A 23,718-nucleotide genomic window follows, 5' to 3' on the forward strand; every position below is an offset into this window, starting at 1 on the left:
AAACCGGGCAACCCCCATTTGGTCGCGCAAGATCTTGGATTTCACTTCCTCAACCATGCCCGCCGGTAAATCGCCGAGCACGATCGGGCCATAGGAAATTCGGATGAGGCGGGAAACTGTATAGCCGAGATATTCCATGACTTTACGAATTTCGCGGTTTTTACCCTCACGCAGGGAGATGGTCAGCCAGGAATTTGCGCCCTTGCTACTATCGACACTGCCCTCTATCGCATCATAACGGACGCCCTCAATTGTAAGTCCCTTGGCAAGTTTTGCCATGTCAGACTCGCGGGGATGGCCGTGAACCCGGACACGGTATTTACGTTTCCACCCCGTCGCCGGCAGTTCCAGCTTGCGGGCGAGCTCCCCGTCGTTGGTAAGCAGCAGCAGTCCCTCGGAATTGAGATCTAGGCGGCCGATTGAGATGACGCGCGGCAGGTCATCCGGGAGCTTGTCAAAGACGGTCTCACGTCCCTTTTCGTCACTATGGCTGGTGACCAGCCCCGGCGGTTTATGATAGCGCCAGAGACGCGGCCGCTCAAGCTTGGGCAGATCCTTACCATCGACAACAATGTGGTCTTTGTCATTGACGGTGAAGGCTGCACTTGCGAGTTTTTCACCGTTGACGACGACACGTCCCGCCTCAATCCAGCGTTCCGCCTCCCGCCGCGAGCACAGACCCGCGCGGGCCATTCGTTTGGCGATTCTCTCTTTTTCCAGTATCTGTTCCGTCATGAGTTATGCCGCGCAGGCCGCGATAAAGGCTTCAAATATTTTCCTGTCGCCCGTTGAGATGAGATATTCCGGATGCCATTGGACACCCAGACAAAAGCGGTAACGATTGTCTTCAATTCCTTCAATTACGCCGTCCTCGGCGATGGCATTCACAGTGATGTCGGCACTGACGTCTTTCGCCGCCTGATGATGGGCGCTGTTGACGCTGAGTATGTCGGTATCGACAATCCGGTGCAGCAGGGTTCCGGGAAGGACTTTGACATCATGCCCGGCTTCCGTTCTGGGGTTGGGCTGCTCATGTGCCAGCGGGTTTTTCACTTCATCGGGAATATGCTGGTAAAGCGTCCCCCCGAGAATGACATGGAGCAGCTGCTGCCCCCCGCAAATCCCGAGTACCGGCTTATCTGCGGCCAGCATAGCCTCGGTCATATTCTTTTCAAAGGCAGTACGGCGATCTTTGGTAATGACGGTATCGTGGCGCGTTGTTGCCCCGAACATTCCGGGATCGACGTCGAATGCGCCGCCGGTAATGATCAGGCCGTCGAGCTTATCCAGATAGGCATCGACGCGGTCAGGGTCATGGGGTAGCGCCATAGGCAGGCCGCCACAGGCCGTCACGACATCTGCGTAATTCTGCCGTAGCGCGTACCACGGCATATTTGAATAGCCACCCGCTTCCTCCGAATCGAGAGTTATGCCAATTACTGGAAAAGTCATGGTTTCTTTTAGTCCTCTCGGCGTAACAACTCAACGTTCCTCTTATCCATGAATGTAAAAAAGATGCGGCGGCTTTCTTCTACCTTGACGCGGAAGAGGCTTGTTGCGAGTTTACAGCATGGATCAGGAACTTACAGATTATATGGAAATAGCCTTGAATACGGCTGAATTGGCTGGCCGCCGGGGGGAAGTTCCTGTAGGCGCCGTCATAGTCGAGGTTACGACCGGCCGCGTCATCGCAAATAGCGGCAATCAGATGGTCGGACGACATGATCCCACGGCCCATGCTGAAATGCTTGCAATTCGGGCGGCCGGCAATATGGTTGGCAGCCAGAGGCTTGTCGATTGCGATTTATATGTTACTTTGGAGCCCTGTCCCATGTGTGCCGCGGCCATGTCGCTGGCGCGAATTCGTCGGCTATATTTTGGTGCTTATGACCCCAAAGGCGGCGGTGTAGAGCATGGTGCGCGCATATTTGACCAATCCAGCTGTTTCCATAAGCCGGAGATTTACGGCGGTCTGGAGGAAATCACAGCGGCGGGCCTGCTGAAAAAATTCTTTGAAACAAAGCGGTAGAGTGAATAAAACAAACGAAACAACAATAACAACAATAGGGAGGCTCAGAATGAATTTTGAATATTCAGATAAGGTCAAAGAACTGCAGGAACGTGTGCAGGCTTTTATGGATGAACATGTCTATCCGAACGAGCATGTCTTCTATGAGCAGGTGGCAGAAGGTGACCGCTGGCAGCCGACACAAATTATCGAAGATTTAAAAGCGAAGGCCAAGGAAGCGGGCTTGTGGAATCTGTTCCTGCCGGAAAGCGATCGAGGTGCCGGGCTTACCAATCTCGAGTATGCCCCGCTTTGTGAGATCATGGGCCGGGTGTCATTTGCGCCGGAAGTCTTCAATTGTTCCGCCCCTGATACCGGGAATATGGAAGTGTTTGAGCGCTATGCGACGGAGGAACTGAAAGAACGCTGGTTGAAGCCGCTGCTGGAGGGCGAGATCCGTTCGGCATTTGCCATGACGGAACCTGCTGTTGCCTCGTCCGACGCAACGAATATTGAATCCGAAATTACGCGCGACGGGGATGAATATGTCATCAACGGCACTAAATGGTGGACGTCCGGTGCCTGCGATCCGCGCTGTAAGGTGTTGATTTTCATGGGAAAAACGGACAAATCTGCCTCAATGTATAAGCAGCAGTCTATGATAGTTGTGCCGATGGATACGCCCGGCATAAATGTTAAACGCTTTTTGCCGGTCTTTGGGTATGACGATGCGCCGCATGGCCATGCGGAAGTTGAATGCAAGGATGTTCGGGTCCCTGCTGATCACATGCTTCTGGGAGAGGGACGGGGCTTTGAAATCGCGCAAGGTCGATTAGGCCCGGGCCGCATTCATCATTGCATGCGCCAGATAGGCGTCGCCGAACGGGCACTTGAGCGGATGTGCATACGCGTCAAATCCCGCGTGGCATTCGGGAAAACCATTGCCGAGCAAACCGTTACGCTTGAGCGTATTGCCGAATCCCGGGCAATGATCGAACAGGCGCGGCTTCTCACCCTGAAGGCGGCCTACATGATGGATACGGTTGGCAATAAGGCGGCCAAAGCTGAAATTGCGATGATCAAGGTGGTGGCGCCCAATATCACAGGGAAGATTATAGACTGGGCCATTCAGGCGCATGGTGCTGGTGGTGTTAGCGAAGATTTTGGTCTCGCTAATGCCTATGCGCATTCGCGGACGTTGCGTCTTGCGGATGGGCCGGACGAAGTGCATCGGAACCAGATTGGGCGATTGGAACTGAAAAAATACAATTGAGCTTAATTGCAAGACAATAATCTGGTTAAAAACTGAGAAGCTTCCCGCCCCGGAAGCTTTTCTTCTTTTGCGCGGCATTTAAGGAAATTGGTCCTTTTTCGTTAGGTCGCACCGAGGGTTTTCCTATATAGAGACATAATATTGTAATTGAATGCGTTTGTGGATTTGAAGAATGATTAAATTGCTGGGTTGGGTAATGCTGGGGATTATTGTGATCGTCGCAGGATTTTTATACCGCTATGAAAGCCTAGATCCCTGCGAATGGCTGACTCAGGATCTAACCGCTCACGCAGGCTTGAAGCCTGTAACAGGTCTTGGAAATACCGCCGGGTTAATCATGGAGCCGACTGAATGCATCAAGCGCTGGGCGAATTTGCGCGTTGAGGATGCAAAACAGTAATCATTCCAGTAACTGCTCCTCATACGGATATTGGGACATTTTAACGTATCCTTCCTCCGTTATGAGCAATTGATCTTCCAGCTTAACGCCTTCGCTGCCCCCTATCTCCCCGACATAGGCCTCGACACAAATCACCATCCCCGGTTCCAGCGAATATTTAAACGCGCCTTCGTGATAATCCTCAGGGTAGGCGATATGCGGCCATTCATCGCACAGGCCGACGCCATGCATTTTGGCCGAATATCGGGATCCTGCAAACTCCTCTGACAGCATATGACCGCCAAAAACAATGTCCTTGAATGGAACGCCCGGACCCAGCAGTTTCACATTTTCCTGAATATGTCGGTAGCCATATTGGTAGAGACGTTTTTGCTCGTCCGACGGCTGTCCATCTCCCAAAAACCACGTTCTGGAAATATCGGCACACATACCGAAACAACCAATCAGATCGGTGTCAAACGCAAGCAGTTCATTGTTGCCGATCACGCGTGGCCCGGATTCCTGAAACCACGGGTTGGTCCGGGGTCCCGAAGATAATATGCGGGTTTCAATCCATTCCCCGCCGCGCTTTATATTTTCCGCGTGCAAGACAGCCCAGATATCGTTTTCGGTGATGCCAGGGCGGGCAAATTTCTGCATTTCCAGCATGGACTGTTCGCAAGCGTGAACCGCACAGAACAGGGCTTTTATCTCCTCCTCCTGCTTCACCGAGCGGGTCTTTTCCGTTACCTCCTCCCCGTCCAAAATTGTTAAGCCCAGTTTTTCAAGGGCGCGGAGACCATGGGGCTGTATCTTGTCGATCGCCAGCCGCCGGTTACCCCCGGCATGCTCTCGCATTAACTGATCAATCTCGGCGGCAAATCGGGTGGCATTCTCTTCGGCCTTGTCGCCGCTCGTAAAATAAAAAAAGGAGGCGCCTCCGCGGGTTTCGCGGACCAGAGGATTATAGGCCGTCAGAAGGTCTTCATTCTTGAAATCCCAGATGACCATGTAGCCTTCGGCGGAAACAAAACAGGCTCGAAACGGGTTATGCGCCGCCCAAAGCTGCATATTTGTTGTGTCGGAGGCAAAGCGGATGTTCAGCGGATCAAACAGCAGTATCCCACCATAATCACGCAATTTAAGGGCATTAGATAGCCGCTGAAGTCGATGAGTTCTCATCTTCGGCAGGTTCGGAACGTCTATTCCGGCCGCAGCCCATTCACCGAACGCGAGCTGCGTCGGACCGATTTCGACACGGTCATTTTCGTCGGGAGTCCCGTCAGGCTTTACGGCGGGTTCAAACCGATCTCCCGCTTTCTTACGGCCGCTAAAGCTTTCACGCTTCATATTCCGCCTCGTTCTAAAACCAGCCATACGGCGGGCCCCAAAAACGGGAACCTGATTTAGCTTATCTGAAATACACCCTTAAATGACCCTGATGACGACATGTTATAGCTGGCTATCGACCTTCGACCAGCCGATGGTTGCGAGCATATTGGTGAATGTTGCATATTCCTCCCCGACCTTGGAGCTGGAATTGCCATCAAGTCCCCGTTTGTACACGCCCTGTACGATCGCGGCGATCCGGAAAAAGGAAAATGCTAGATAGAAGCTCCAGTTCTCAATACCATCGCGGCCGGTGCGCCTGCAATAGGCATCAAGATAGGCCTGTTCCGTCGGGATTCCGCTCGCCGCAAAGTCGACGCCGACAAGCCCTCCCGTCCTTGGATGCATGAAATGGTAGGGCATGCAATTATAAGCAAGATCCGCGAGCGGATGACCGATGGTGGAGAGCTCCCAATCCAGTACAGCAAGAACTTCGGGCTTTGTCGGATGCAGAATCATGTTTTCCAGCCGGAAATCGCCATGCACAATGCGGCTCTCATCGCTTTTGGGCAGATTTTTCGGAAGCCAGCTGATTAGGTTCTCCATCATTTCCAGATTATCAGTTTGTGAGGCCCGGTATTGTCTACTCCACCGGCCAATCTGGCGGTCAAAATAATTACCCTTTTTCCCGAAGTCACTGAGACCGACCGTATCGACATCGACGCAATGCAATTTCGCGAGAGCCTCATTCATGGCATCATAGGTCGCGCCTCGCGCCTCCGGAGCCATCCCCGGGATATCGGGAGAGCGGAGGACCCGCCCGTCGAGTTTCTCCATGATGTAAAAAGCCGTTCCAATGATCTCCTCGTCCTCACAGAGGCAGAAGGTTCGCGGGACGGGAACATCACTTGTCTGCAGGGCGGATATCACCTTGTATTCCCGGTCTACCGCATGGGCAGACGGAAGCAGTGTGCCGGGCGGCTTTTTCCGCATGACATAGTCGCGATCGGGGGTCTGCAATAAAAATGTCGGGTTGGACTGGCCGCCCTGAAACTGGCTGATACTCAAGGGGCCCTTGAAATCCTCGACATTGTTAGTGAGATAGTCGAAAAGCGCGCCCTCATTGAATTGATGGGCATCGCGTACGGCAATGATTTCTGGTCCGTCGGCCATCGAATTTCCTATTATTTTTATTTGTGGAACCGGATTGTCTAATTATTATTGATAATTTTTTCTGCCTGTTCCCAGCCACGCATAGCCAAAGGTTCGACGCGGACTGCGACATCGGCCGCGTTCTTGTTGGATGCCGTCCCGTCCTTCACGCGCCCGACAATGCCCTGTAAAATGGCGGCGAGGCGAAACATATTATAGGCGGCGTAAAAATCCCAGTTCTCGATACTGTCGCGGCCCGTTCTCTCGCAATAGGCTTTTACATATTGTTCTTCTGTCGGGATACCAAGGGCGGGAAGATCCAGTCCGTTCAACCCCCGAAACAAGTTTGGTTCTAGTCGCCAAGTCATGCAATGATATGAAAAATCGGCGAGCGGGTGACCGAGCGTGGCCAACTCCCAGTCGAGGATCGCGGTGACCCGGTGTGTTTCCTTGTCAAGAACGGTATTATCAAGCCGGTAATCTCCATGAACTATCGTGGTCTCGTCTCCGGCTGGAATATTTTCAGGAAGCCAGTCCATCAATTTATCCATGGCCTCAATCTGTTCCGTTTCAGAGGCACGGTACTGTTTGGTCCAGCGATTTATCTGTCGTGCCAGGTAGTCTGTGGGCTTGCCGAAGGTTTCCAAACCGACAGCCTTATAATCCACTGAATGCAGGGCCGCCATTGCCGCATTCATGCTGTCAAAGACGGCAACTCGGTTCGCCTTTGAATAATTCGGCAAGGACGGATCCCATTCGATATCTCCGTCAACGAAATCCATGACATAGAATATAGTTCCAATAATACTTTCATCTTCACATAGGCAATAGGTCTTTGGCACGGGCACATCCGTCCGGGCGAGCGCGGAAATCACGCGGTATTCCCGGTCGACGGCATGGGCGGAAGGTAACAGCTTCCCGGGCGGTTTGCGGCGCAATACATATTTCCGATTCGGTGTCGTCAGTAAATAGCTTGGGTTTGATTGCCCGCCCTTAAACTGGGAAACTTCCAAAGGGCCGCTAAACCCGGCAATATTACTATTCAGATAGGTTGCCAGTGCATCGATATTAAACTTGTGGCGTTCCCGAACTTCCATCGTTCCGGAAAATTGCGTTGAGTCTTCGGACATTGCCGCCTCTTTTTTTGTTTTTATCCCTGCAATTCACGTTTAATTGCCCGCCAACCAATATCGGAACGGCAGAACCCCTGGGGCCAATCAATCGCATTTACGCCACTATACGCCTTTTCGCTCGCTTGTTTAGTGGTTTTTCCTGTGGCGGTAATTCCAATGACCCGGCCGCCATTCGCAAGGATGTTGCTATCCTTGCGGATCGTCCCAGCGTGGAAAACGACGACATCCTTAATGTTCCCTGCTTTTTCAAGCCCACGAACGATCGTGTTTTTTTCATACGCATCGGGATAGCCGTTGGCGGCCATGACGACAGTGAGAGCAACCTCCGGCTTCCAGCAGAGCTTTATATTCGCGAGATTGCCATTCGCGGTTGCCATTAATGCCGGGAGGAGGTCGCTGTCAAGCCGAGCGCACAGGACCTGGCATTCAGGATCGCCAAAGCGAACGTTGTACTCAATCAGCTTCGGCCCGGTTGTCGTAATCATCAACCCGGCATAAAGAACGCCGGTGAAGGGTGTCCCACGGGAGCGCATGGCGGCAACTGTTGGCTTGATGATGGTCTCAATGGTTTTGTTGATCATTTCGGGAGTCATAACTGGTGCCGGTGAATAGGCGCCCATTCCGCCCGTGTTGGCGCCGGTATCGCCGTCACCAACCGCCTTATGGTCCTGTGCCGTGGCAAGCGGGAGTATGTTCTGGCCATCCGTCAGGACGAAAAAACTGGCTTCTTCGCCTTGCATGAATTCCTCAATGACGATTTCATTGCCAGCACCGCCAAACTGGCCGCCAAAAATTTCGTCGATGACGGTTTCCGCCTCGGCGCGCGTCTGCACGATGACGACGCCTTTTCCGGCCGCTAGCCCATCCGCTTTTATTACAAGCGGGAAGGATTGGGATGGTAGATAGGATTTTGCTGCCGTTACGTTGTCAAATCGCTGATAGGCGGCGGTTGGGATATTATAATTGCGACAGAGATCTTTCATAAATCCTTTTGAGCCTTCGAGCGCCGCCGCGGCCGCATTTGGACCGAAACTTTTGATTCCTTCCGCTTCCAGCGCGTCCACAAGACCGATCACCAATGGATTTTCGGGTCCAATAACGACGAAATCGATGGCATTCCCCTTACAGAAAACGATAATTTCCCCTATTTCCTCAACGTTGATGGGGACAAGGGTGGCAATTTCCTCTATGCCGCCATTGCCCGGCGCACAATAAAGCCTGTCGACCAGCGGGGATTTTTTGAGAGCCCAGCAAAGAGCATGTTCGCGGCCTCCGGAACCAATAACCAGTATATTCATTTTGCTTCGCACTAATTTCCTTTAAAGGATGGTTCAGAGTTTGTAGCATAGTGCAGCGACGGGCTAAACAAACTTAAAGGTTAATCGTGCCAGAAAACCAAGACTTCGGATCTTCCAACATACATGAATATACCGTTTCGGAAATTAGCGGCGCATTAAAGCGGACTGTCGAGGATGCGTTTGGCAATGTGCGGGTGCGGGCGGAGATATCCGGTCTCAAGCGCGCGGCCTCGGGCCATGTATATCTTGCCCTTAAAGATGACAAGGCGGTACTGGACGGCATAATGTGGCGAGGGTCCGCCCAAAAACTTGCGTTTCGGCCTGAGGACGGGCTGGAAGTTATCTGTACAGGCCGGTTAACCACCTATCCGGGGCGGTCCAAATACCAGATTGTCATAGAGCGGATGGAGCCAGCTGGGGTTGGTGCGTTAATGGCCCTGCTGGAAGAACGGAAGAAAAAACTGACAGAGGAAGGCCTGTTTGATGCGTCGCGCAAAAAACCTCTTCCCTATATTCCCACCGTCATCGGTGTCGTAACCTCTCCAACGGGTGCCGTCATCCGCGATATCCTGCATCGATTGCGGGATCGCTTCCCGATGCATGTGCTGCTATGGCCGGTTCTGGTTCAGGGGGAGACTGCCGCCGCTCAAATCGCGGCAGCGATCAGAGGCTTCAATGATTTGGACCTGGAGGGCACCATACCGCGCCCCGACCTTCTGATCGTGGCGAGGGGTGGGGGTAGCCTTGAAGATCTCTGGGCGTTTAACGAAGAAGAAGTCGTGCGCGCGGCAGCGGAGAGCGTTATTCCCCTCATATCGGCTGTCGGTCATGAAACGGATACGACGCTTATTGATTACGCATCCGATCGGCGCGCGCCAACCCCAACGGCGGCGGCAGAAATGGCCGTGCCGGTTCGCTCCGAGTTGATTGCCTATGTGGAGGATCGAGAACGCAGAATCAAACGCAGCCTGCATCGCGCTATTTCCGATAAGCGTGAGCGGCTGACGGGGCTTGCGCGCGGTCTGCGCGACCCGAATTCCCTGATTGCCGAAAAGATTCAGCATCTCGATCATCTCGATAGCTGGTTGCGACAATCCGTTTTAAATGGCCTTTCCTATAAATGGCAACAGTTTGGGGGAGTGTCGGCCAAGCTCCGTCCCCAATTATTACGCCGGACCATCACCCAGTATGACGAGCGGCTTATTAATCTGGAGCGGCGCATGAGCAGTGCGGTGACCGTCAAGCGCACGCGCGCCGCCGATCGGCTGGAAGCGACCGGCCGGCTCCTGGAAAGCCTTTCTTTCCGGCGGGTGTTAAAACGCGGTTATGCGATTGCCTGGGATGAAGATGGGAAGCCGATCTCGTCCGTTAAGGGGGCAAAAACCGGGCATTCTGTTGACGTGGAATTTGTCGATGGTCGGGCAGGGGCCGTCTTTGGCAGTTCCTCTGCATCAAAGGAAAAGACGATATTGCGGGACTCCACTTTATCCGTGAAATCCCTAAAACCACCGAAACAAGGAGAGCTTTTATGAGCCGTCTCGCCTTTGTTCTGGCTTTGCTCTTACTGCCGTGGCCCGCACAGGCTGATGCGGTGGTGCTAAAAGGGGATTTTGTCCAAGGCGGCCTGGTTATCGGGAATACCACACCTTCGGATCAGGTATTTCTTGACGAGAAGCGGGTGGAGGTCTCGGCCAATGGGTGGTTTGTTTTTGGGTTTGGCTGGGATTTCAAGGACACGGCAAGCCTGAAAATCCGGCATAAGGACGGAGCCGAGGAGGCGCAGACATTCAAAATCGACAAGCGCGTTTATAAGACCGAGGAGGTAACGGGCTTGCCCCCGTCCAAAGTGACGCCGAGCAAGGAATTTCTGGCTCGCATTCGCAAGGAAAATGGTGAAATCGCCCGAATTCGGGGAATTAGTACGGACAAGGACTGGTTCCTCTCCGGGTGGGATTGGCCGGCCGAGGGCCGCATCAGCGGTGTCTTTGGCAGTCAGCGTGTCCTCAATGGCGTGCCGAAGCGCCCGCATTTTGGCCTCGACATTGCGGCCCCTGTCGGGACAGCGGTCGTTGCATCAACGGATGGAACGGTTCGACTGGTGGAAACCGACCTTTTTTATACCGGCGGCACAATTATGATCGATCACGGGCATGGCCTCGTCTCGGTCTATTCCCATCTTAGCCAGCTAAATGTCACTGTGGGGCAATTTGTGGCGCAAGGAACGAAAATTGGTGAGATCGGCATGACCGGGCGGGCGACGGGCCCACATCTGGATTGGCGGCTCAACTGGTTTGACCAGCGGTTGGATCCTGAACTGTTGCTCAAGAAAGTCCCGCAGAACTAAAAAGGCGGCAATCCTATAGGGATCGCCGCCTGTAATATTGGGGTGCTGTCGTCTTATATCTATGCTTGCGTGACGCCCTTCTGGCGGCGACGCCAGCCAAGAAAGCTCATGAGCGCAAGACCGGAACCATATAACGGCAGGGCCGCAGGTAGCGGAATGGCGGTTATATTAGCGGCAGCAACTTCAATATTCTTGATTGTAAAGCTATCTGATCTGTCGTTGGCTCCAAATCCGAAGGTCGTGCCTGTCCATAAGGTGGAGAAAATATACTGATCATTTTTCGGGATATCGATATTATTGTCGATTTCAGCCAAGCCAAATCCGGCATCGAAGTAGAAATCGAAATCGTCATTCTTATTGACCTTGCCGAAGGTGATACTGATTAGGGTAACGGCCTGATCGAACACGAACTGAATCATTTCGTTTGCATATCGTCCATCAATCTCCTTGTCATTGCCATTGCTGGGAGAATACATGCCGACGCCATGTTGATTTTACTGGTACAGCCAATCGGTCAGATCGGTAATATAGTTGCTTCCGCCTTCGCGGCTGGGAGTTACCGTCAAGCCAATTGAGTCCTGATTGTAGTCAAGGCTTTCCGACCATTTGTCCTTGCCCGTCAGATCGAACACGGTCGAGGCCTGGGCCGCAGGGATCGTGAAAGCGAGTAACGCTGTTACCGCTAGAATAAATTGCATGCTTAAATTCCTGGATATGCAAAAAGTAAGTTGCAGACATAATTACGCTATTATAGGGGGCAGTGATTAATATTTCCTTAATAGGTCAGGATGGATGCTCTTTTTCGAAGGAGATGGGTTATCTGTAGTTTGTCATTGGGAGCGGGTAATACAAAAGAAAACGGCGGCCCCGAAGAGACCGCCGTTTATCAATTAAGCTTTATAAGCTGTAGGATTTAAGCCTGTGCAGCGGCCTTGCGGCGTTTGCGCCATCCGACAAATCCCATGACAGCAAGACCAGCGCCATAAAGCGGCAGGGCTGCAGGAAGCGGAACAGCTGAGACAGTCATCGATTTAATCTTGAAATCGTCATTATTATCCCATGCGCCAATTCCGAATAGTTTGCCAATAATGCCACCTGCGTTGAAGGGATTAGCGTCGAAGTTTATCCCTACCAAGTTAAGAAGGCCATCATTGTCTGTATCCAAAAAGCCCGAAAATTCATCATTTCCAGCGGAATGCCACCCCTGTTTCCAGTTCCAGGAAACCTCATCATCAAAGTAGGTAAAAGCGACGGTTTCAAGTGAGACCTTTTGATCGAACGAGAAAATCACAACGTCATTGTTAATCAATCCGTCGACTTCGTGCTGATCGAAATACCAAGGGTTGGAGACACCGAGGCCGCCAGCGTATTGACCAACGCGTGCTGCACCTGGTGTTGAAACAGTTTCTGAACCGATAGTGCTGGATTGAAATTCACCGGGCGTGGCTGTCAGGCCAATGCCGTCTTCGCTGAATGCGTAGGAAGCGGCTAAGCCGCCATTCCCGCCAAAATTGAAAGTTGTCGAGGCTTGTGCGCCTACGGCAGCAAATGTAAGAACGGCAGCAGCCGCTATCCCTGTTAGTAGTGATTTCATGTTTATACCCCTTTGAGAGATGTTGAGCCGTATACTGCTTAAAAATATATCTGCAAGTTGTCTAAAATTAAGCACTGTTTGTGTATATTAACTGAATCGACTGCCACGTCAATTGTGTCAAAAAGTCGGAAAATGTGTCCAAAATAAGGCTAAATTTCTAATAAATGGCTTATTTCTGCCATTATTGGAATTTTTTTGTCTAAATTTTGACTTGCCAGACCCAAAATAATTCACAATTAATTCGTAAATTTCGTAAAATTTTAGCTAATTATAGTTAATAAGTATGGTTAATTTTTAGCTTCCATGGTTAACTTCTATGTGGTTATGGTTAATTTTCAAAAGGGAGGGCGAATCAAGCCCATTTCGAGATGGTTTTGCTCGAGAATCAATTAAATGTCGCAGGGGTTCTGTCATTTAATAGAGATTGGGGGGCTCGGCATTCAACGCTTGCTATGACAAGGGGAGATGAACGGCTTCTTCCTGATGTATTTCTAAGGAATTACAGGATGACAGGCAGGAACGAAAATCAGTAATACCCTACAGAGCTACTCTGATTTAATTTTTTCGCCGGCTTTTATAACGACGTCACCCGCCTTATTCACATTTTTGCTGGTATCTTCCTTCACACCTTGCCAGGTGTCGCTGCATCCACTGGCCAGTCCCGCAAAGGACAGCATGAGCAGAGCAATAATCAGGCGTTGAGATATTTTCATTATCGGTCTCTCTGATGTGGTAAGGATAATTCCCGATTCAATTAGTTATGCGGACAAAATATTGCAACTGTTTCTGATTTATTTGCCTGAGATAATTATGGCAGTCAAAAGACTATAGCAGCCCTCATTTCAGCTTTTCCTCGCCGAAGGTTTCAAGCAGAGACATCAGGGCCGGGTGGAGGCATTCTCCGACAGAGATGACGCTCTTATGGTTGACTGATTTACGGTTATAGAGAAGTTTTTCTCCGGTGATCGTGGTGGTAACCCCCCCGGCCTCCGAAAGAATGATGTCGGCGGCTGCAATATCCCAGTCGCTCTTTGCAGTAAGTGACAGGGAAGCATCGACATGGCGGGAAGCAACCTTCACGATACGGTAAGCAATGGAATTGACATGACTGAAAACCGCGCCCGGAACGCTTTCAAGCCATCCGTGCCACTCAAAGGACTTACGGCTCGCGAGCAGCCGCACCTCGCCTAGCTTCGCTTTTGAGCCGCAAGTGACGGTCTGGCCATTGAGACGCGCTCCACCGCCGCGTATCGCATCGTAAAATTCCTCCGTGATGGGATTGTAAACGATGCCGAGAACAGGCTCGCCACTTTCGACAAGCGCCGCACAAATAGTGAATTCCGGCTTTCCTGCGATAAAAGAACGGGTGCCATCTATTGGATCGACAATCCATACGCGCGATTTTTCAAGGCGTGCCCGGTCATCGACCGTCTCTTCCGACAACCAGCCATAGTCTGGACGGGCCGCCATCAATGTCTCGCGAAAATGAGTGTCTATAGCAATGTCGGCTTCGCTGACCGGATCGCCAGGCTTTTTTTCCCAGCTTTTCACCGAGCCCTTGAAATAGCGGCGGGCAATATGCCCGGCCTCGCGCACGGCCTCCGTCAGCAGGGCGTGGGCCACATCGAAATCGTTCCTCACGTGCCCGCCACCATCATGCCGTCAATCCGTAAACTGGGGGCATTGGTGCCATGCCGGAAAGTAAGGTCATTTGCTGGCGTCAGGTTCAGAAACATCTCTTTCAAATTGCCCGCAATGGTTAATTCCGACACGGGAAAGGCAATTTCACCATTTTCAATCCAGAAGCCCGATGCGCCGCGGCTGTAATCCCCGGTAATGCCGTTGACGCCAAACCCGATCAGGCTGGTGATAAACAATCCGGATTTTATATCCTTTATCAGGTCCAGAAGGGGGACGTTGCCATTCTGCATGTACAGATTGGTCGTCGAGGAGCCCGGCGGGGATGCGGTGCCGCGGGAGGCCCGTCCGTTGGTTTCAAGGCCGAGCTGCTTCGCCGACGACGAATTCAGTATCCAGCATTGCAGGACGCCGCCCTCGACCACATCAAGACGCGCGTTGGCAACACCTTCGCCATCGAAGGGTTTGGAGGCAAGACCCCGCTGGCGATGGGGGTCATCAATGATATGAATATTTTCAGAAAACACTGGCTTATTCATATGATCTTTTAGAAAGCTTGTTCCGCGCGCGATGGCGGCGCCCGAAATGGCCCCAGAGAAATGGCCGAGGATACTGGCCGAGACCCTGTCACTGAAAACAACGGGAAACTGGCCGCTCGGCATTTTGCGGGGATGCAGAAGCTTGATAGCGCGTTCTCCGGCGCTTCTGCCGATATCGGTGGGTGACCTTAGGTCGGACATATGATGACGGCTGTCATAATCATAATCCCGTTCCATCCCCTGGCCCTCACCTGCAACAACGGAGACGCTCACGGAAAAGCTGGAGGCGGAATAGGCCCCGGTAAACCCCTGCGAGGTTGCCAGGGCAATAGAAGTCTGTCCAAAGGACGAGGAGCCCCCTTCGGAATTGGTGATCCCGTCAATGGCGAGGGCTGCGGCTTCGGCGTCGCGGGCCTGCTCAATCATGGTCTCGGCATCGAGCACCGTCGTATCGAATAGATCAAGCGCGGGTAGATCGCGGGCAAGCCTGTCCGGATCCGCGAGCCCGCAATATTTGTCTTCCGGCATATTACGGGCCATTGCCAATGCGCGCTCCACCAGTTCGTCAAGCACTTCCGGTTTCGCATCATTGGAGGATACAAAGGCCTGCTGCTTCCCAATCAGGACACGCAGACCCAGATCATGCGCTTCAGACCGTTCTATCTCTTCTGTCTTCCCATGGCGGATGGAGACGCCGGTCGATGTTCCCTGAACGCGAACGGCATCCGCCTCTTCCGCCCCTTTCCGGCGCGCAATCCGGATCAGGTCTTCAAGAATATTGAGTGAGTTTTGTTCGTTGGTTGTTTGATCGGGCATATGCATCCTGGAAAAAATTAACAGTAACCTCTCCTAAATAGAGACGACGGGCCGAAAAGGGAATCAGAAAAGTAAATTCATTCCGGTCATTCCGTCCCACAACAGCTTTCCACCCGTAAGCAGAACGAGCAGATAGGCTATACGATAAAAAATATCTTCAGGGATTAAACGGTGGGCCTTGACGCCAAGCCAGATACCGATCGGTGCCAATGGAAACAGCAACAGGGAGGTGCCGATATTCTCCGCGGAGAATTCACCCAATAAACCGTATGGGATGAGCTTGATGTAATTGATCACGAAAAAAAACCAGACCGAGGTGCCGACATACAACGTCTTGTTGAGTTTCTGCGGCAGCATGTAGAACTGAAGAGGGGGCCCGCCAGCATGAGCGATAAAGCTGGTAAAGCCAGCGATGCCCCCCCAGAAAGAGCCTTTTATCAGCCCAGGCTCCGCCCGCGAGCCAACCGCCGGATTGCGTAAGTAATGGATCAACGTAAACACGATGCAGATAAGGCCCAGAAGTATTTTGATAAAATCGGCACTCAGATAGTTGAACAGCAAATAACCGACAACGATCCCGACAACGGCACCCGGAAGCAAATAAAATAAATTCCGCCAGTCAGCGCGACGCCGATAGGCAATAAGAGCGAAAATATCCATGCAGCATAAAATTGGCAGGATGATTGCGGCCGCTTGAACAGGCGAAATCATGAGGGAGAGGAGCGGAACACTCAGCAAACCAAGGGACCCGGCAAATCCGCCCTTGGAAATGCCAATCATCAAAACAACCGGCACGGCAATCATGTAAAAAACAGGATCTGTGATGAAATTCATGACGCACTTTCAAATGCAAACTAGAGCGGAAGGCGCACGTTCTTTTTCCCGGCCTCGCGTTGATCCGTTATTTCCAGATGGACTGTCCGCTGCCGGGAAGGCCAAGGCTTTCCCAAAGATTGTTGACCTTTTGGATGACCTCGTCATCCATCCGGATTTGTCGGCCCCATTCCCGATTAGTTTCCGGCACCAGTTTATTTGTTGCATCGAGGCCGATTTTCCCCCCGAGCCCGGACTGCGGGGAGGCAAAATCCAGATAATCGATGGGAGTATTTTCGATAGTCGTGATGTCTCTGACAGGGTCCATCCGGGTGGAGACCGCCCACATCACGTCCTTCCAGTCGCGCGCGTCGATATCGTCATCAACGATAATCAGGAATTTGGTATACATGAATTGCCGTAGATACGACCAGGCGCCCATCATCACCCGCTTGGCGTGCCCCGCGTAGGCTTTCTTCATGGAGATGACGGCAATACGATAACTGCATCCTTCTGGTGGTAGCCAAAAATCAACTATCTCCGGAAATTGTTGCTGGATCAGCGGGATAAACAGCTCGTTCAGCGCTTCACCGAGAATACTTGGCTCATCCGGCGGGCGACCAGTAAAGGTGGACAGATAAATAGGGTCTTTGCGCATCGTGATTGCCGTAATCGTGAAGACAGGAAAGCGTTCGACGGAATTGTAATATCCCGTATGATCGCCGTAAGGGCCTTCATCCCCATACTCATCAAGGGACACGAAGCCTTCTAGAATAATTTCCGCTGTCGCCGGTACCTTAAGGGGGACCGTTTTGCAGTCCACCAATTCGACCTTCTCGCCGCGGAGAAGGCCCGCAAACTGGTATTCAGATAAATTGTCGGGGATGGGGGTGACCGCGGCCAGGATGGTACCCGGATCGGCGCCAATCACCACGGCGACGGGTAGGGGCTCAGTTTTCTCCTTACCCCACCGGGCATGATGCTGGGCGCCCCCCCGATGCTTGAGCCACCGCATGAGCGTCTTGTTCTTTGACAGTTTCTGCATGCGATAGATGCCGAGGTTGTAATCATCGTTCTTGTCGCTGCCGGGCCCTTTGGTGACGACAAGCGGCCAAGTGATCAATGGGGCAGGCTCGCCAGGCCAGCAGGTCTGAATCGGTAACTTGTCGAGGTCGATATCGTCGCCAGTCAGCACGATGTCCTGACAGCGTCCGCGGGTCACAGTTTTAGGGCGCATCGCCATGACGGTTTTGAGGACGGGCAGCATGCCCATCGCCTCGCGCAGACCTTCCGGTGGTTCCGGCTGGCGAAGAAAGGCGAGCGTTTCCCCGACCTCGCGCAGTTGGTCGGACGTCCGGTTCATTCCCATGGCGACCCGGTCAACAGTCCCGAAAAGATTGACGAGAACGGGGATCGGGTTTTTCTCGCCGTGTTCATTGACAGGATTTTCAAAGAGGACGGCGGGTCCGCCTTCAGCCAGTAGCCGCGTCTGGATTTCTGTCATTTCAAGATGTGTCGATACGGGTTCACTGACGCGGACAAGCTTGCCGTCCGCCTCAAGCTGGGTCATAAATTCGCGAAGTGATCCGTACGCCATTAAAGTATATCCCGAGTTGCCTTTTTACTCCGCGACTATGCCCGAGATGCGCCAGCGCAGCAAAGCAAAATCCGGAATGCCCCTAGACGGGCAGCGTAAATTTACCAGCGATTATGGCGACAAGGACGATCCCGCCGAACGCCTTGTTCGATTTAAACAGTTGCAGACAAAGATCGAAATCATCGATATCAAGATTTTTAATCTGCCAGAACAGATGGACTGCGGCTCCGCTCATGATGATATAGAAGATCACTGACATGTCTGTCAGAAATCCACACAGGGTCAGCGCGGACAAGGTAAAGACGTAAAAGCCTATCAACCAGTATCTGGTGGCGCCGCCGAATTTGAGCGCGGTCGATTTGACTCCGATCAGGGCATCGTCTTCCTTGTCCTGATGCGCGTATATGGTATCATAGCCTAGGGTCCAGGCGATCCCGCCAAGATACATAACGACGGGAGCTGTCCCAAGATTACCCGTCACTGACGCCCAGCCGAGCAAGGCGCCATAGTTAAAGGCGAGACCTAGGAAGAACTGCGGCCAATAGGTGAAACGCTTGGCAAAGGGGTAGATTGCGAGAAGGATTAAGCTGGCTATTCCAAGGAGAATGGCAAAGAGATTGAACTGCAATAAAATAATTAGCCCTATCAGGCATTGAAAGGCGAGCCACAGGAAAGCCTGTGTTAATGTCACCTGGCCGCTGGGGATGGGGCGTTTTTTTGTGCGTTCCACCTTGCCATCGAAATTACGGTCGGCGATGTCGTTCAATGTGCATCCCGCACCGCGCATGACAAGAGCGCCGATGCCGAACAGGATAAATAACCACATGTCGGGGAAACTGCCCCTTGGGCTTGCGAGGGCGATGGACCATAGACAGGGAAGAAGCAGAAGCCAGGTTCCGATCGGCCGATCCAGACGCGAGAGCTTGAGGTAAGGTTGAAGCCTTGCCGGCGCATAGAGATCCACCCAGTTTTGTTTGCTGGCATCGGCGATAATCTGGTCGGGACGTAACATTTGGAACTTTCCTGCTAAAACCAATTTTGAGGGGCATGACATCAATTGTTCTTCATCGCAATATTTAATGACGAATTTTTACGCCCGAAAGGCTACACATGCTGCAAAAAGAATATTCCGTCCGTCTCTTTGTCGAAAGCAATCTGGATAAGGATCTGGGAGTGGTATTGGATAGAGACCAGTCGCATTATGTTGCGACGGTCATGCGCCGCCCCGCCGGGGACCGGATCGCCCTGTTCAACGGACGCGACGGGGAATGGCTCGGCATCCTTCAGGAAGTCCATAAAAATCATTGCCTTATCCATGTCACAGAGCAACTGCGCCCCCAAGCTGCTGAGCCGGATATTCAACTGCTTTTTGCACCAGTGAAAAAGGTTCAGACAAACCTGATTGTCCAAAAAGCCACGGAGCTTGGCGTCGCCGATTTGCAGCCTGTTCAAACAGCCCGCACAAACACTGAGCGCCTGCGGGCGGATAAGCTCGCGTTGCAGGCACTGGAGGCGGCGGAGCAATGTGAACGGCTCAATGTGCCTGTTGTCCATGGTCTCCTTAAGTTGGAACCGGTATTGGCAGTATTAGAGCCAGACAGACCTCTGATCTTTTGCAATGAACGACTAACTGGCAATGATGCGGTCTCGGTACTATCGAAATTAGATAAATCAGAGAAATGGGCGATCCTGACGGGACCGGAAGGGGGCTTCACCACCGAAGAGATCGAAATGATCTCCGCGAGGAATAATACCTATTCCATCTCTCTAGGCCCCCGAATTCTTCGGGCTGAAACGGCTGTAATTGCTAGCCTTTCACTATTGCAGGCGTTTTGCGGGGACTGGAAATAAAGCTGTGATAGAGAACACGAATTGTGGAATGTTCACCCGAATGCGAAATTTACGCTTGATGCAACCATCGCAATTCATTAATTCAGGACTCTGGGGCCGGACGACGGGCGCATTGCTCGGCCATAACGATAAAGGGAAGTAAATGTCTGGACCGTCTAAAGGCGATGCTGTTGAAATCGCCAATAAAGCCCAGCTTGTGGAATTCGCTGAAAGCGGCAACAAGCCCCCGGAAAAATGGCGCATTGGAACCGAACATGAAAAATTCGGTTTTACGTTGGATGGGCATGAACCACTCCCCTATGAAGGCCTTCAGGGCATACAGGCAATGCTTGAGGGCTTGCAGCGCTTTGGCTGGCAACCAGACTATGAAGGGGAAAATGTCATTGCCCTGACGAAAGAGGGCTGCTCCGTCAGCCTGGAGCCCGGTGGGCAATTGGAGCTTTCCGGAGCGGCGGTTGAAAATCTCCATGAAACCTGTAGTGAGGTTCAAACGCATCTTGGCCAGGTTCGTGAGGTCGGCGATGAAATGGGCGTTGGTTTTCTCGGACTGGGGTTTAGCCCAAAATGGACCCGGGCTGAAACACCGATGATGCCCAAAGGCCGTTATCAGATTATGAAAAACTACATGCCGAAGCGCGGCGACCATGGGCTGGATATGATGTTCCGTTCCTGCACTGTTCAGGTCAATCTTGATTATGCGTCCGAAGCGGACATGATCAAGAAGTTCCGCACAAGTCTGGCCCTGCAGCCGTTGGCAACGGCCCTTTTTGCCAATTCACCGTTCACCGAAGGCCGCCCCAACGGGCACTTGAGCCATCGCAGCTTCATCTGGACGGATACGGACCCGGATCGAACAGGGATGATCCCGTTCGTTTTTGAAGACGGGTTTTCGTTTGAGCGGTATGTGGATTACGCGCTGGATGTCCCGATGTATTTTGTCTACAGGGATGGCACATATGTTGACGTTTCAGGACAATCTTTCCGTGACTTTCTGGACGGCAAGCTGCCGGGCCTTCCTGGAGAGAGGCCGACACTGGTCGACTGGGATAATCACCTGACGACCCTTTTTCCTGAAGTTCGCATGAAGCGGTTTCTTGAAATGCGCGGTGCCGATGGCGGCCCCTGGCGCCGGCTATGTGCCTTGCCGGCCTTCTGGGTGGGATTGCTGTATGACGACGCGGCGCTTGAGAGCGCCTGGGAGCTGGTGAAAGACTGGACGGCGCAGGATCGTCAGCGGATCCGGGAGGATGTCATTACCTATGCCCTTAAAACCGAAATGCCAGATGGACGGACGATGCGGGACCTTGCCGCGGATATTCTTGAGATCGGGACGTCGGGGCTGAAGGCGCGCAAGCGTCTCGATAGCTTCGGCGAAAATGAATGCCACTTTCTCAATGCATTGAAAACCTCTGTTAAACTGGGCAAAACCCCGGCTGAAGAGATGCTGGAACGCTACCACGGGGCGTGGGGCGAAAATATCGATCCTGTTTTCAAGGAATATGCTTACTGACGCAATGACCTGTACAGTTCCAAAGCTTCTTCATACTCGTTTTGGGCTGCTTTGTTTCGTATGTCGATCAGACCCTTGATTAGTCGAATGGCGTCATCCTGCTGAAGTGCGGTCGCGCGCCGTCCGATGTCTGCCCGGATTCTATCGGTCAATTCATCGATTTTAGCATAATCATGATCTTGAAGGGGCGTCTCCAGTAGGGGAAGATACGACATGTCTTCATTTGTCTTTACATGTGTGTCAGATTTATTCAAGACATTGATATCAAAGGAATTCATGTAGGTAACAAGGGCTTCGATTTCGCCTGGTAAGGGCAATGGTCCGCCGAATTCCTCGGTAATGACATGACTTGTAAACGCATGTAAATTGGCAAATATTTTCAATGTGCCATAGGGGGCGGTCTCGCCGACACCGCGAAGCGACGGGATGTCGATCGGGTTATCGATACCATCGTCGAACCCTGCCTGCCAGAAGCGGTGACTGACATCTACGCGGCCAGGGCGATCAGATAGCCCAAGAATGTGAAAGTCGGTATTAACGTCGCCGTTGGTATGGCAACTATCGCAGGAAAGGCCAATACGGACAGCCTTTTCGCCGAGAATCTCTGGACTGCGAAAAAGCAGCCGTCCATAGAGAAACCTGTCATCAATTGCCGTCCCGGGCCTCAGGATTTCTGGTGGTATGTTGGATGTCTTTTCGGTAGCACTACCGGGCGGCAACCAGTCTTCCGCGAACGAGGGTGCCGGGCTGAACATGACAGTAAAGCCGACAAGCAGTAGCCGCAGAAAGGGACGTCCGGGGACCTTACGCCGTTCCGCCAACCGTCAATCCTTCAATCAGCATCGTCGGTTGCCCGACACCAACAGGAACGCTTTGCCCCGCCTTACCGCAGGTGCCTACTCCGCTATCGAGCGCCATGTCATTGCCGACGGCGGTGACCTTTTTCAACGCCTCGCTCCCCGTCCCGATGAGCGTTGCTCCTTTTACCGGCTTGGTAATCTTGCCGTCTTCAATAAGGTAGGCTTCGGTGCAGGAAAAGACGAATTTTCCAGACGTGATGTCCACCTGACCGCCACCGAAATTGGCCGTATAAAGCCCTTTTTTAACGGATTTGACAATGTCATCGGGGTTTTGGCTGCCGCCCAACATATAGGTATTGGTCATTCGGGGCATTGGCAAGTGGGCATAGCTCTCCCGCCGCCCGTTACCGGTCGGTTCCACTCCCATAAGCCGCGCATTTTGCCGATCTTGCATAAACCCGACAAGAATGCCGTCCTCAATCAGTGTCGTCGACGTGGTCGCGGTGCCTTCATCATCAACGCTGAGGGAGCCGCGCCGGTCCGGCAGGGTGCCGTCGTCAACGACGGTCACACCCGGCGCTGCGACGCGCTTGCCCATCAAGTCAGAAAAGACCGAGGTCTTCTTGCGGTTAAAATCGCCTTCAAGGCCATGCCCAATCGCCTCATGCAGAATAATTCCGGGCCATCCAGGGCCCAGAACGACATCCATCTCTCCCGCCGGCGCCGCCACCGATTCGAGATTAACAACGGCCTGACGATAGGCTTCGTCAACGGCGGACTTCCACGTCGATTCTTCGAGATAGAAATCATATCCCGTGCGTCCGCCCATACCATGGCTCCCGGATTCTCTCCGGCCATCTTTTTCAACAACCACCGATACGTTTAACCTGACAAGCGGCCGTATATCGCCAGCCCGCTCGCCGCCCGTGCGAATGATCTCGACACCCTGCCACGAACCCGCCAGTGAAACCGACACCTGGATAACGCGGTCGTCTTTTGATCGGGCGTAGGCGTCGATCTCGGTCAGGGCCTTGACCTTTGCATCGAAAGGTATTTCGGTAAGCGGGTTGTCTTCCGTGTACAGGGCCCGGTTTGATCCGGCCGGAGCCAGGGCCATAGTGCTACTTTCTCCCGTTTGCACCGCGCGGACAGTTTCGGCCGCCTGTTGTATGGCCCGTTCACTTAAATCCGACGCATGGGCGAAACCCGTTGCCTCGCCGACGACGGCCCGAAGGCCAAAGCCCTGCGTCGTATCGAAGCTCGCACTCTTTAACCGCCCGTCATCGAATGAAAAGCCTTCGGACTGACGGTATTCCAGAAACAACTCGCCGTCATCCGCATGGCGAAGAGCTTGAGACACCAGATCTTCAACCTTGGCCCGACTCATGCCGGTCGGTTCAAAAAATAAATCATTGGCTGTCTTTAAATCGGTCATCAGGGGAACTCCGGCTTTTCTGCTGTCTGTTTCATATAGCCTGAATATGTGCCTTTCGAAGTGAATTGTCGAGGTTGGGTCAAAAAGGTAAAAAAGATTCTGGGAAAAACCTCAAGGATGGAACGGATTGCAGTGTGACAAAGTGTCACAAGAGTTAGGAATTCTGTGAATCAGGCCAGCTTTAGCGAAATTTCACTTTATTTAGATGC

24 protein-coding genes are annotated in these 23,718 nt (G+C 52.6%); 7 read left to right on the forward strand and 17 right to left on the reverse strand.

The annotated features are described in order from the left end of the window. Together ACESNI_RS03960 and ACESNI_RS03965 are read right to left on the reverse strand one after the other, a co-directional pair. The coding region (locus tag ACESNI_RS03960; RefSeq protein ID WP_373085168.1) for a pseudouridine synthase at window positions 1-735 on the reverse strand (735 nt) is incomplete at its 3' end. 3 nt (window positions 736-738) lie between these two features. Next, window positions 739-1,452: a gamma-glutamyl-gamma-aminobutyrate hydrolase family protein gene (locus ACESNI_RS03965; RefSeq protein ID WP_373085169.1), complete on the reverse strand. Its 714-nt coding sequence runs from the start codon at window positions 1,450-1,452 to the stop codon at window positions 739-741. A gap of 142 nt (window positions 1,453-1,594) precedes the next feature. Between ACESNI_RS03965 and ACESNI_RS03970 the strand changes: the two genes are divergently transcribed. The 3 genes from ACESNI_RS03970 (at window position 1,595) to ACESNI_RS03980 (ending at window position 3,681) form a co-directional block, all read left to right on the forward strand. Beyond that, window positions 1,595-2,029 carry a nucleoside deaminase gene (locus ACESNI_RS03970; RefSeq protein WP_373085202.1) on the forward strand — a complete coding sequence of 145 codons (435 nt, stop codon included), beginning with the start codon at window positions 1,595-1,597 and terminating at the stop codon, window positions 2,027-2,029. Between the two features lie 49 nt (window positions 2,030-2,078). Further along, the gene (locus tag ACESNI_RS03975) at window positions 2,079-3,281 is read left to right on the forward strand and encodes an acyl-CoA dehydrogenase family protein (RefSeq protein ID WP_373085170.1); all 1,203 of its coding nucleotides are present in this window, start codon (window positions 2,079-2,081) and stop codon (window positions 3,279-3,281) included. 172 nt (window positions 3,282-3,453) lie between these two features. After that, complete coding sequence (locus tag ACESNI_RS03980) at window positions 3,454-3,681, forward strand: hypothetical protein (protein WP_373085171.1); 228 nt, start codon at window positions 3,454-3,456, stop codon at window positions 3,679-3,681. On the opposite strand, the gene dddP is transcribed toward ACESNI_RS03980, so the two are convergent. The 4 genes from dddP to purD all read right to left on the reverse strand — a co-directional run bounded on the left by dddP (window position 3,682) and on the right by purD (window position 8,572). Further along, entirely contained in the window at window positions 3,682-5,010 is a 1,329-nt protein-coding gene (gene dddP, locus ACESNI_RS03985) for a dimethylsulfonioproprionate lyase DddP (protein WP_373085172.1), read from the reverse strand. A gap of 102 nt (window positions 5,011-5,112) precedes the next feature. Further along, on the reverse strand, window positions 5,113-6,162 hold the full coding sequence (locus ACESNI_RS03990; protein WP_373085173.1) for a phosphotransferase: 1,050 nt from the start codon (window positions 6,160-6,162) through the stop codon (window positions 5,113-5,115). Window positions 6,163-6,200: 38 nt separating this feature from the next. Next, the gene (locus ACESNI_RS03995; RefSeq protein WP_373085174.1) at window positions 6,201-7,271 is read right to left on the reverse strand and encodes a phosphotransferase family protein; all 1,071 of its coding nucleotides are present in this window, start codon (window positions 7,269-7,271) and stop codon (window positions 6,201-6,203) included. 20 nt (window positions 7,272-7,291) lie between these two features. Beyond that, window positions 7,292-8,572, reverse strand: a complete 1,281-nt coding sequence (purD, locus tag ACESNI_RS04000) for a phosphoribosylamine--glycine ligase (RefSeq protein WP_373085175.1) — start codon at window positions 8,570-8,572, stop codon at window positions 7,292-7,294. 86 nt (window positions 8,573-8,658) lie between these two features. Between purD and xseA the strand changes: the two genes are divergently transcribed. Both xseA and ACESNI_RS04010 read left to right on the forward strand, forming a co-directional pair. After that, entirely contained in the window at window positions 8,659-10,104 is a 1,446-nt protein-coding gene (gene xseA / locus ACESNI_RS04005; protein ID WP_373085176.1) for an exodeoxyribonuclease VII large subunit, read from the forward strand. Then, window positions 10,101-10,916 carry a M23 family metallopeptidase gene (locus tag ACESNI_RS04010; protein ID WP_373085177.1) on the forward strand — a complete coding sequence of 272 codons (816 nt, stop codon included), beginning with the start codon at window positions 10,101-10,103 and terminating at the stop codon, window positions 10,914-10,916. The genes xseA and ACESNI_RS04010 overlap by 4 nt, the downstream gene beginning before the upstream one ends. A gap of 59 nt (window positions 10,917-10,975) precedes the next feature. On the opposite strand, the gene ACESNI_RS04015 is transcribed toward ACESNI_RS04010, so the two are convergent. From ACESNI_RS04015 to ubiA, 9 genes are all read right to left on the reverse strand, one after another. Beyond that, window positions 10,976-11,392 (reverse strand): hypothetical protein, encoded by a 417-nt coding sequence (locus tag ACESNI_RS04015; RefSeq protein ID WP_373085178.1) that lies wholly within the window; start codon window positions 11,390-11,392, stop codon window positions 10,976-10,978. A gap of 18 nt (window positions 11,393-11,410) precedes the next feature. Continuing rightward, window positions 11,411-11,614: a hypothetical protein gene (locus ACESNI_RS04020; protein ID WP_373085179.1), complete on the reverse strand. Its 204-nt coding sequence runs from the start codon at window positions 11,612-11,614 to the stop codon at window positions 11,411-11,413. Between the two features lie 215 nt (window positions 11,615-11,829). Further along, window positions 11,830-12,510, reverse strand: coding sequence for a VPLPA-CTERM sorting domain-containing protein (locus ACESNI_RS04025; protein ID WP_373085180.1), 681 nt, complete (start codon window positions 12,508-12,510; stop codon window positions 11,830-11,832). A 545-nt stretch (window positions 12,511-13,055) separates the two neighbouring features. Beyond that, window positions 13,056-13,223, reverse strand: a complete 168-nt coding sequence (locus ACESNI_RS04030; RefSeq protein ID WP_373085181.1) for a hypothetical protein — start codon at window positions 13,221-13,223, stop codon at window positions 13,056-13,058. Window positions 13,224-13,347: 124 nt separating this feature from the next. Continuing rightward, a complete protein-coding gene (locus tag ACESNI_RS04035) occupies window positions 13,348-14,151 on the reverse strand; it encodes a 3'(2'),5'-bisphosphate nucleotidase CysQ (protein WP_373085182.1) in 804 nt (267 codons plus the stop codon). Then, window positions 14,148-15,503 carry a TldD/PmbA family protein gene (locus ACESNI_RS04040; protein WP_373085183.1) on the reverse strand — a complete coding sequence of 452 codons (1,356 nt, stop codon included), beginning with the start codon at window positions 15,501-15,503 and terminating at the stop codon, window positions 14,148-14,150. The genes ACESNI_RS04035 and ACESNI_RS04040 overlap by 4 nt, the downstream gene beginning before the upstream one ends. Before the next feature lie 63 nt (window positions 15,504-15,566). After that, window positions 15,567-16,337: a sulfite exporter TauE/SafE family protein gene (locus tag ACESNI_RS04045; protein ID WP_373085184.1), complete on the reverse strand. Its 771-nt coding sequence runs from the start codon at window positions 16,335-16,337 to the stop codon at window positions 15,567-15,569. Between the two features lie 67 nt (window positions 16,338-16,404). Further along, on the reverse strand, window positions 16,405-17,913 hold the full coding sequence (locus ACESNI_RS04050) for a UbiD family decarboxylase (protein WP_373085185.1): 1,509 nt from the start codon (window positions 17,911-17,913) through the stop codon (window positions 16,405-16,407). A gap of 82 nt (window positions 17,914-17,995) precedes the next feature. Beyond that, the gene (ubiA, locus tag ACESNI_RS04055) at window positions 17,996-18,925 is read right to left on the reverse strand and encodes a 4-hydroxybenzoate octaprenyltransferase (RefSeq protein WP_373085186.1); all 930 of its coding nucleotides are present in this window, start codon (window positions 18,923-18,925) and stop codon (window positions 17,996-17,998) included. Window positions 18,926-19,023: 98 nt separating this feature from the next. Here ubiA and ACESNI_RS04060 point away from each other — a divergent pair, with 98 nt between their 5' ends. Both ACESNI_RS04060 and ACESNI_RS04065 read left to right on the forward strand, forming a co-directional pair. Then, window positions 19,024-19,764, forward strand: coding sequence for a 16S rRNA (uracil(1498)-N(3))-methyltransferase (locus ACESNI_RS04060; RefSeq protein ID WP_373085187.1), 741 nt, complete (start codon window positions 19,024-19,026; stop codon window positions 19,762-19,764). A 142-nt stretch (window positions 19,765-19,906) separates the two neighbouring features. Further along, window positions 19,907-21,274: a glutamate--cysteine ligase gene (locus ACESNI_RS04065; protein ID WP_373085188.1), complete on the forward strand. Its 1,368-nt coding sequence runs from the start codon at window positions 19,907-19,909 to the stop codon at window positions 21,272-21,274. Here ACESNI_RS04065 and ACESNI_RS04070 read toward each other — a convergent pair. Both ACESNI_RS04070 and tldD read right to left on the reverse strand, forming a co-directional pair. Beyond that, window positions 21,268-22,095, reverse strand: a complete 828-nt coding sequence (locus ACESNI_RS04070) for a hypothetical protein (protein ID WP_373085189.1) — start codon at window positions 22,093-22,095, stop codon at window positions 21,268-21,270. The two genes, ACESNI_RS04065 and ACESNI_RS04070, sit on opposite strands and share 7 nt — an antisense overlap. Then, a complete protein-coding gene (gene tldD / locus ACESNI_RS04075) occupies window positions 22,079-23,509 on the reverse strand; it encodes a metalloprotease TldD (RefSeq protein WP_373085190.1) in 1,431 nt (476 codons plus the stop codon). The genes ACESNI_RS04070 and tldD overlap by 17 nt, the downstream gene beginning before the upstream one ends. Between the last annotated feature and the right edge of the window lie 209 nt (window positions 23,510-23,718).

The sequence above is a fragment of the Sneathiella sp. genome (assembly GCF_041689005.1).
GTDB lineage: Bacteria > Pseudomonadota > Alphaproteobacteria > Sneathiellales > Sneathiellaceae > Sneathiella.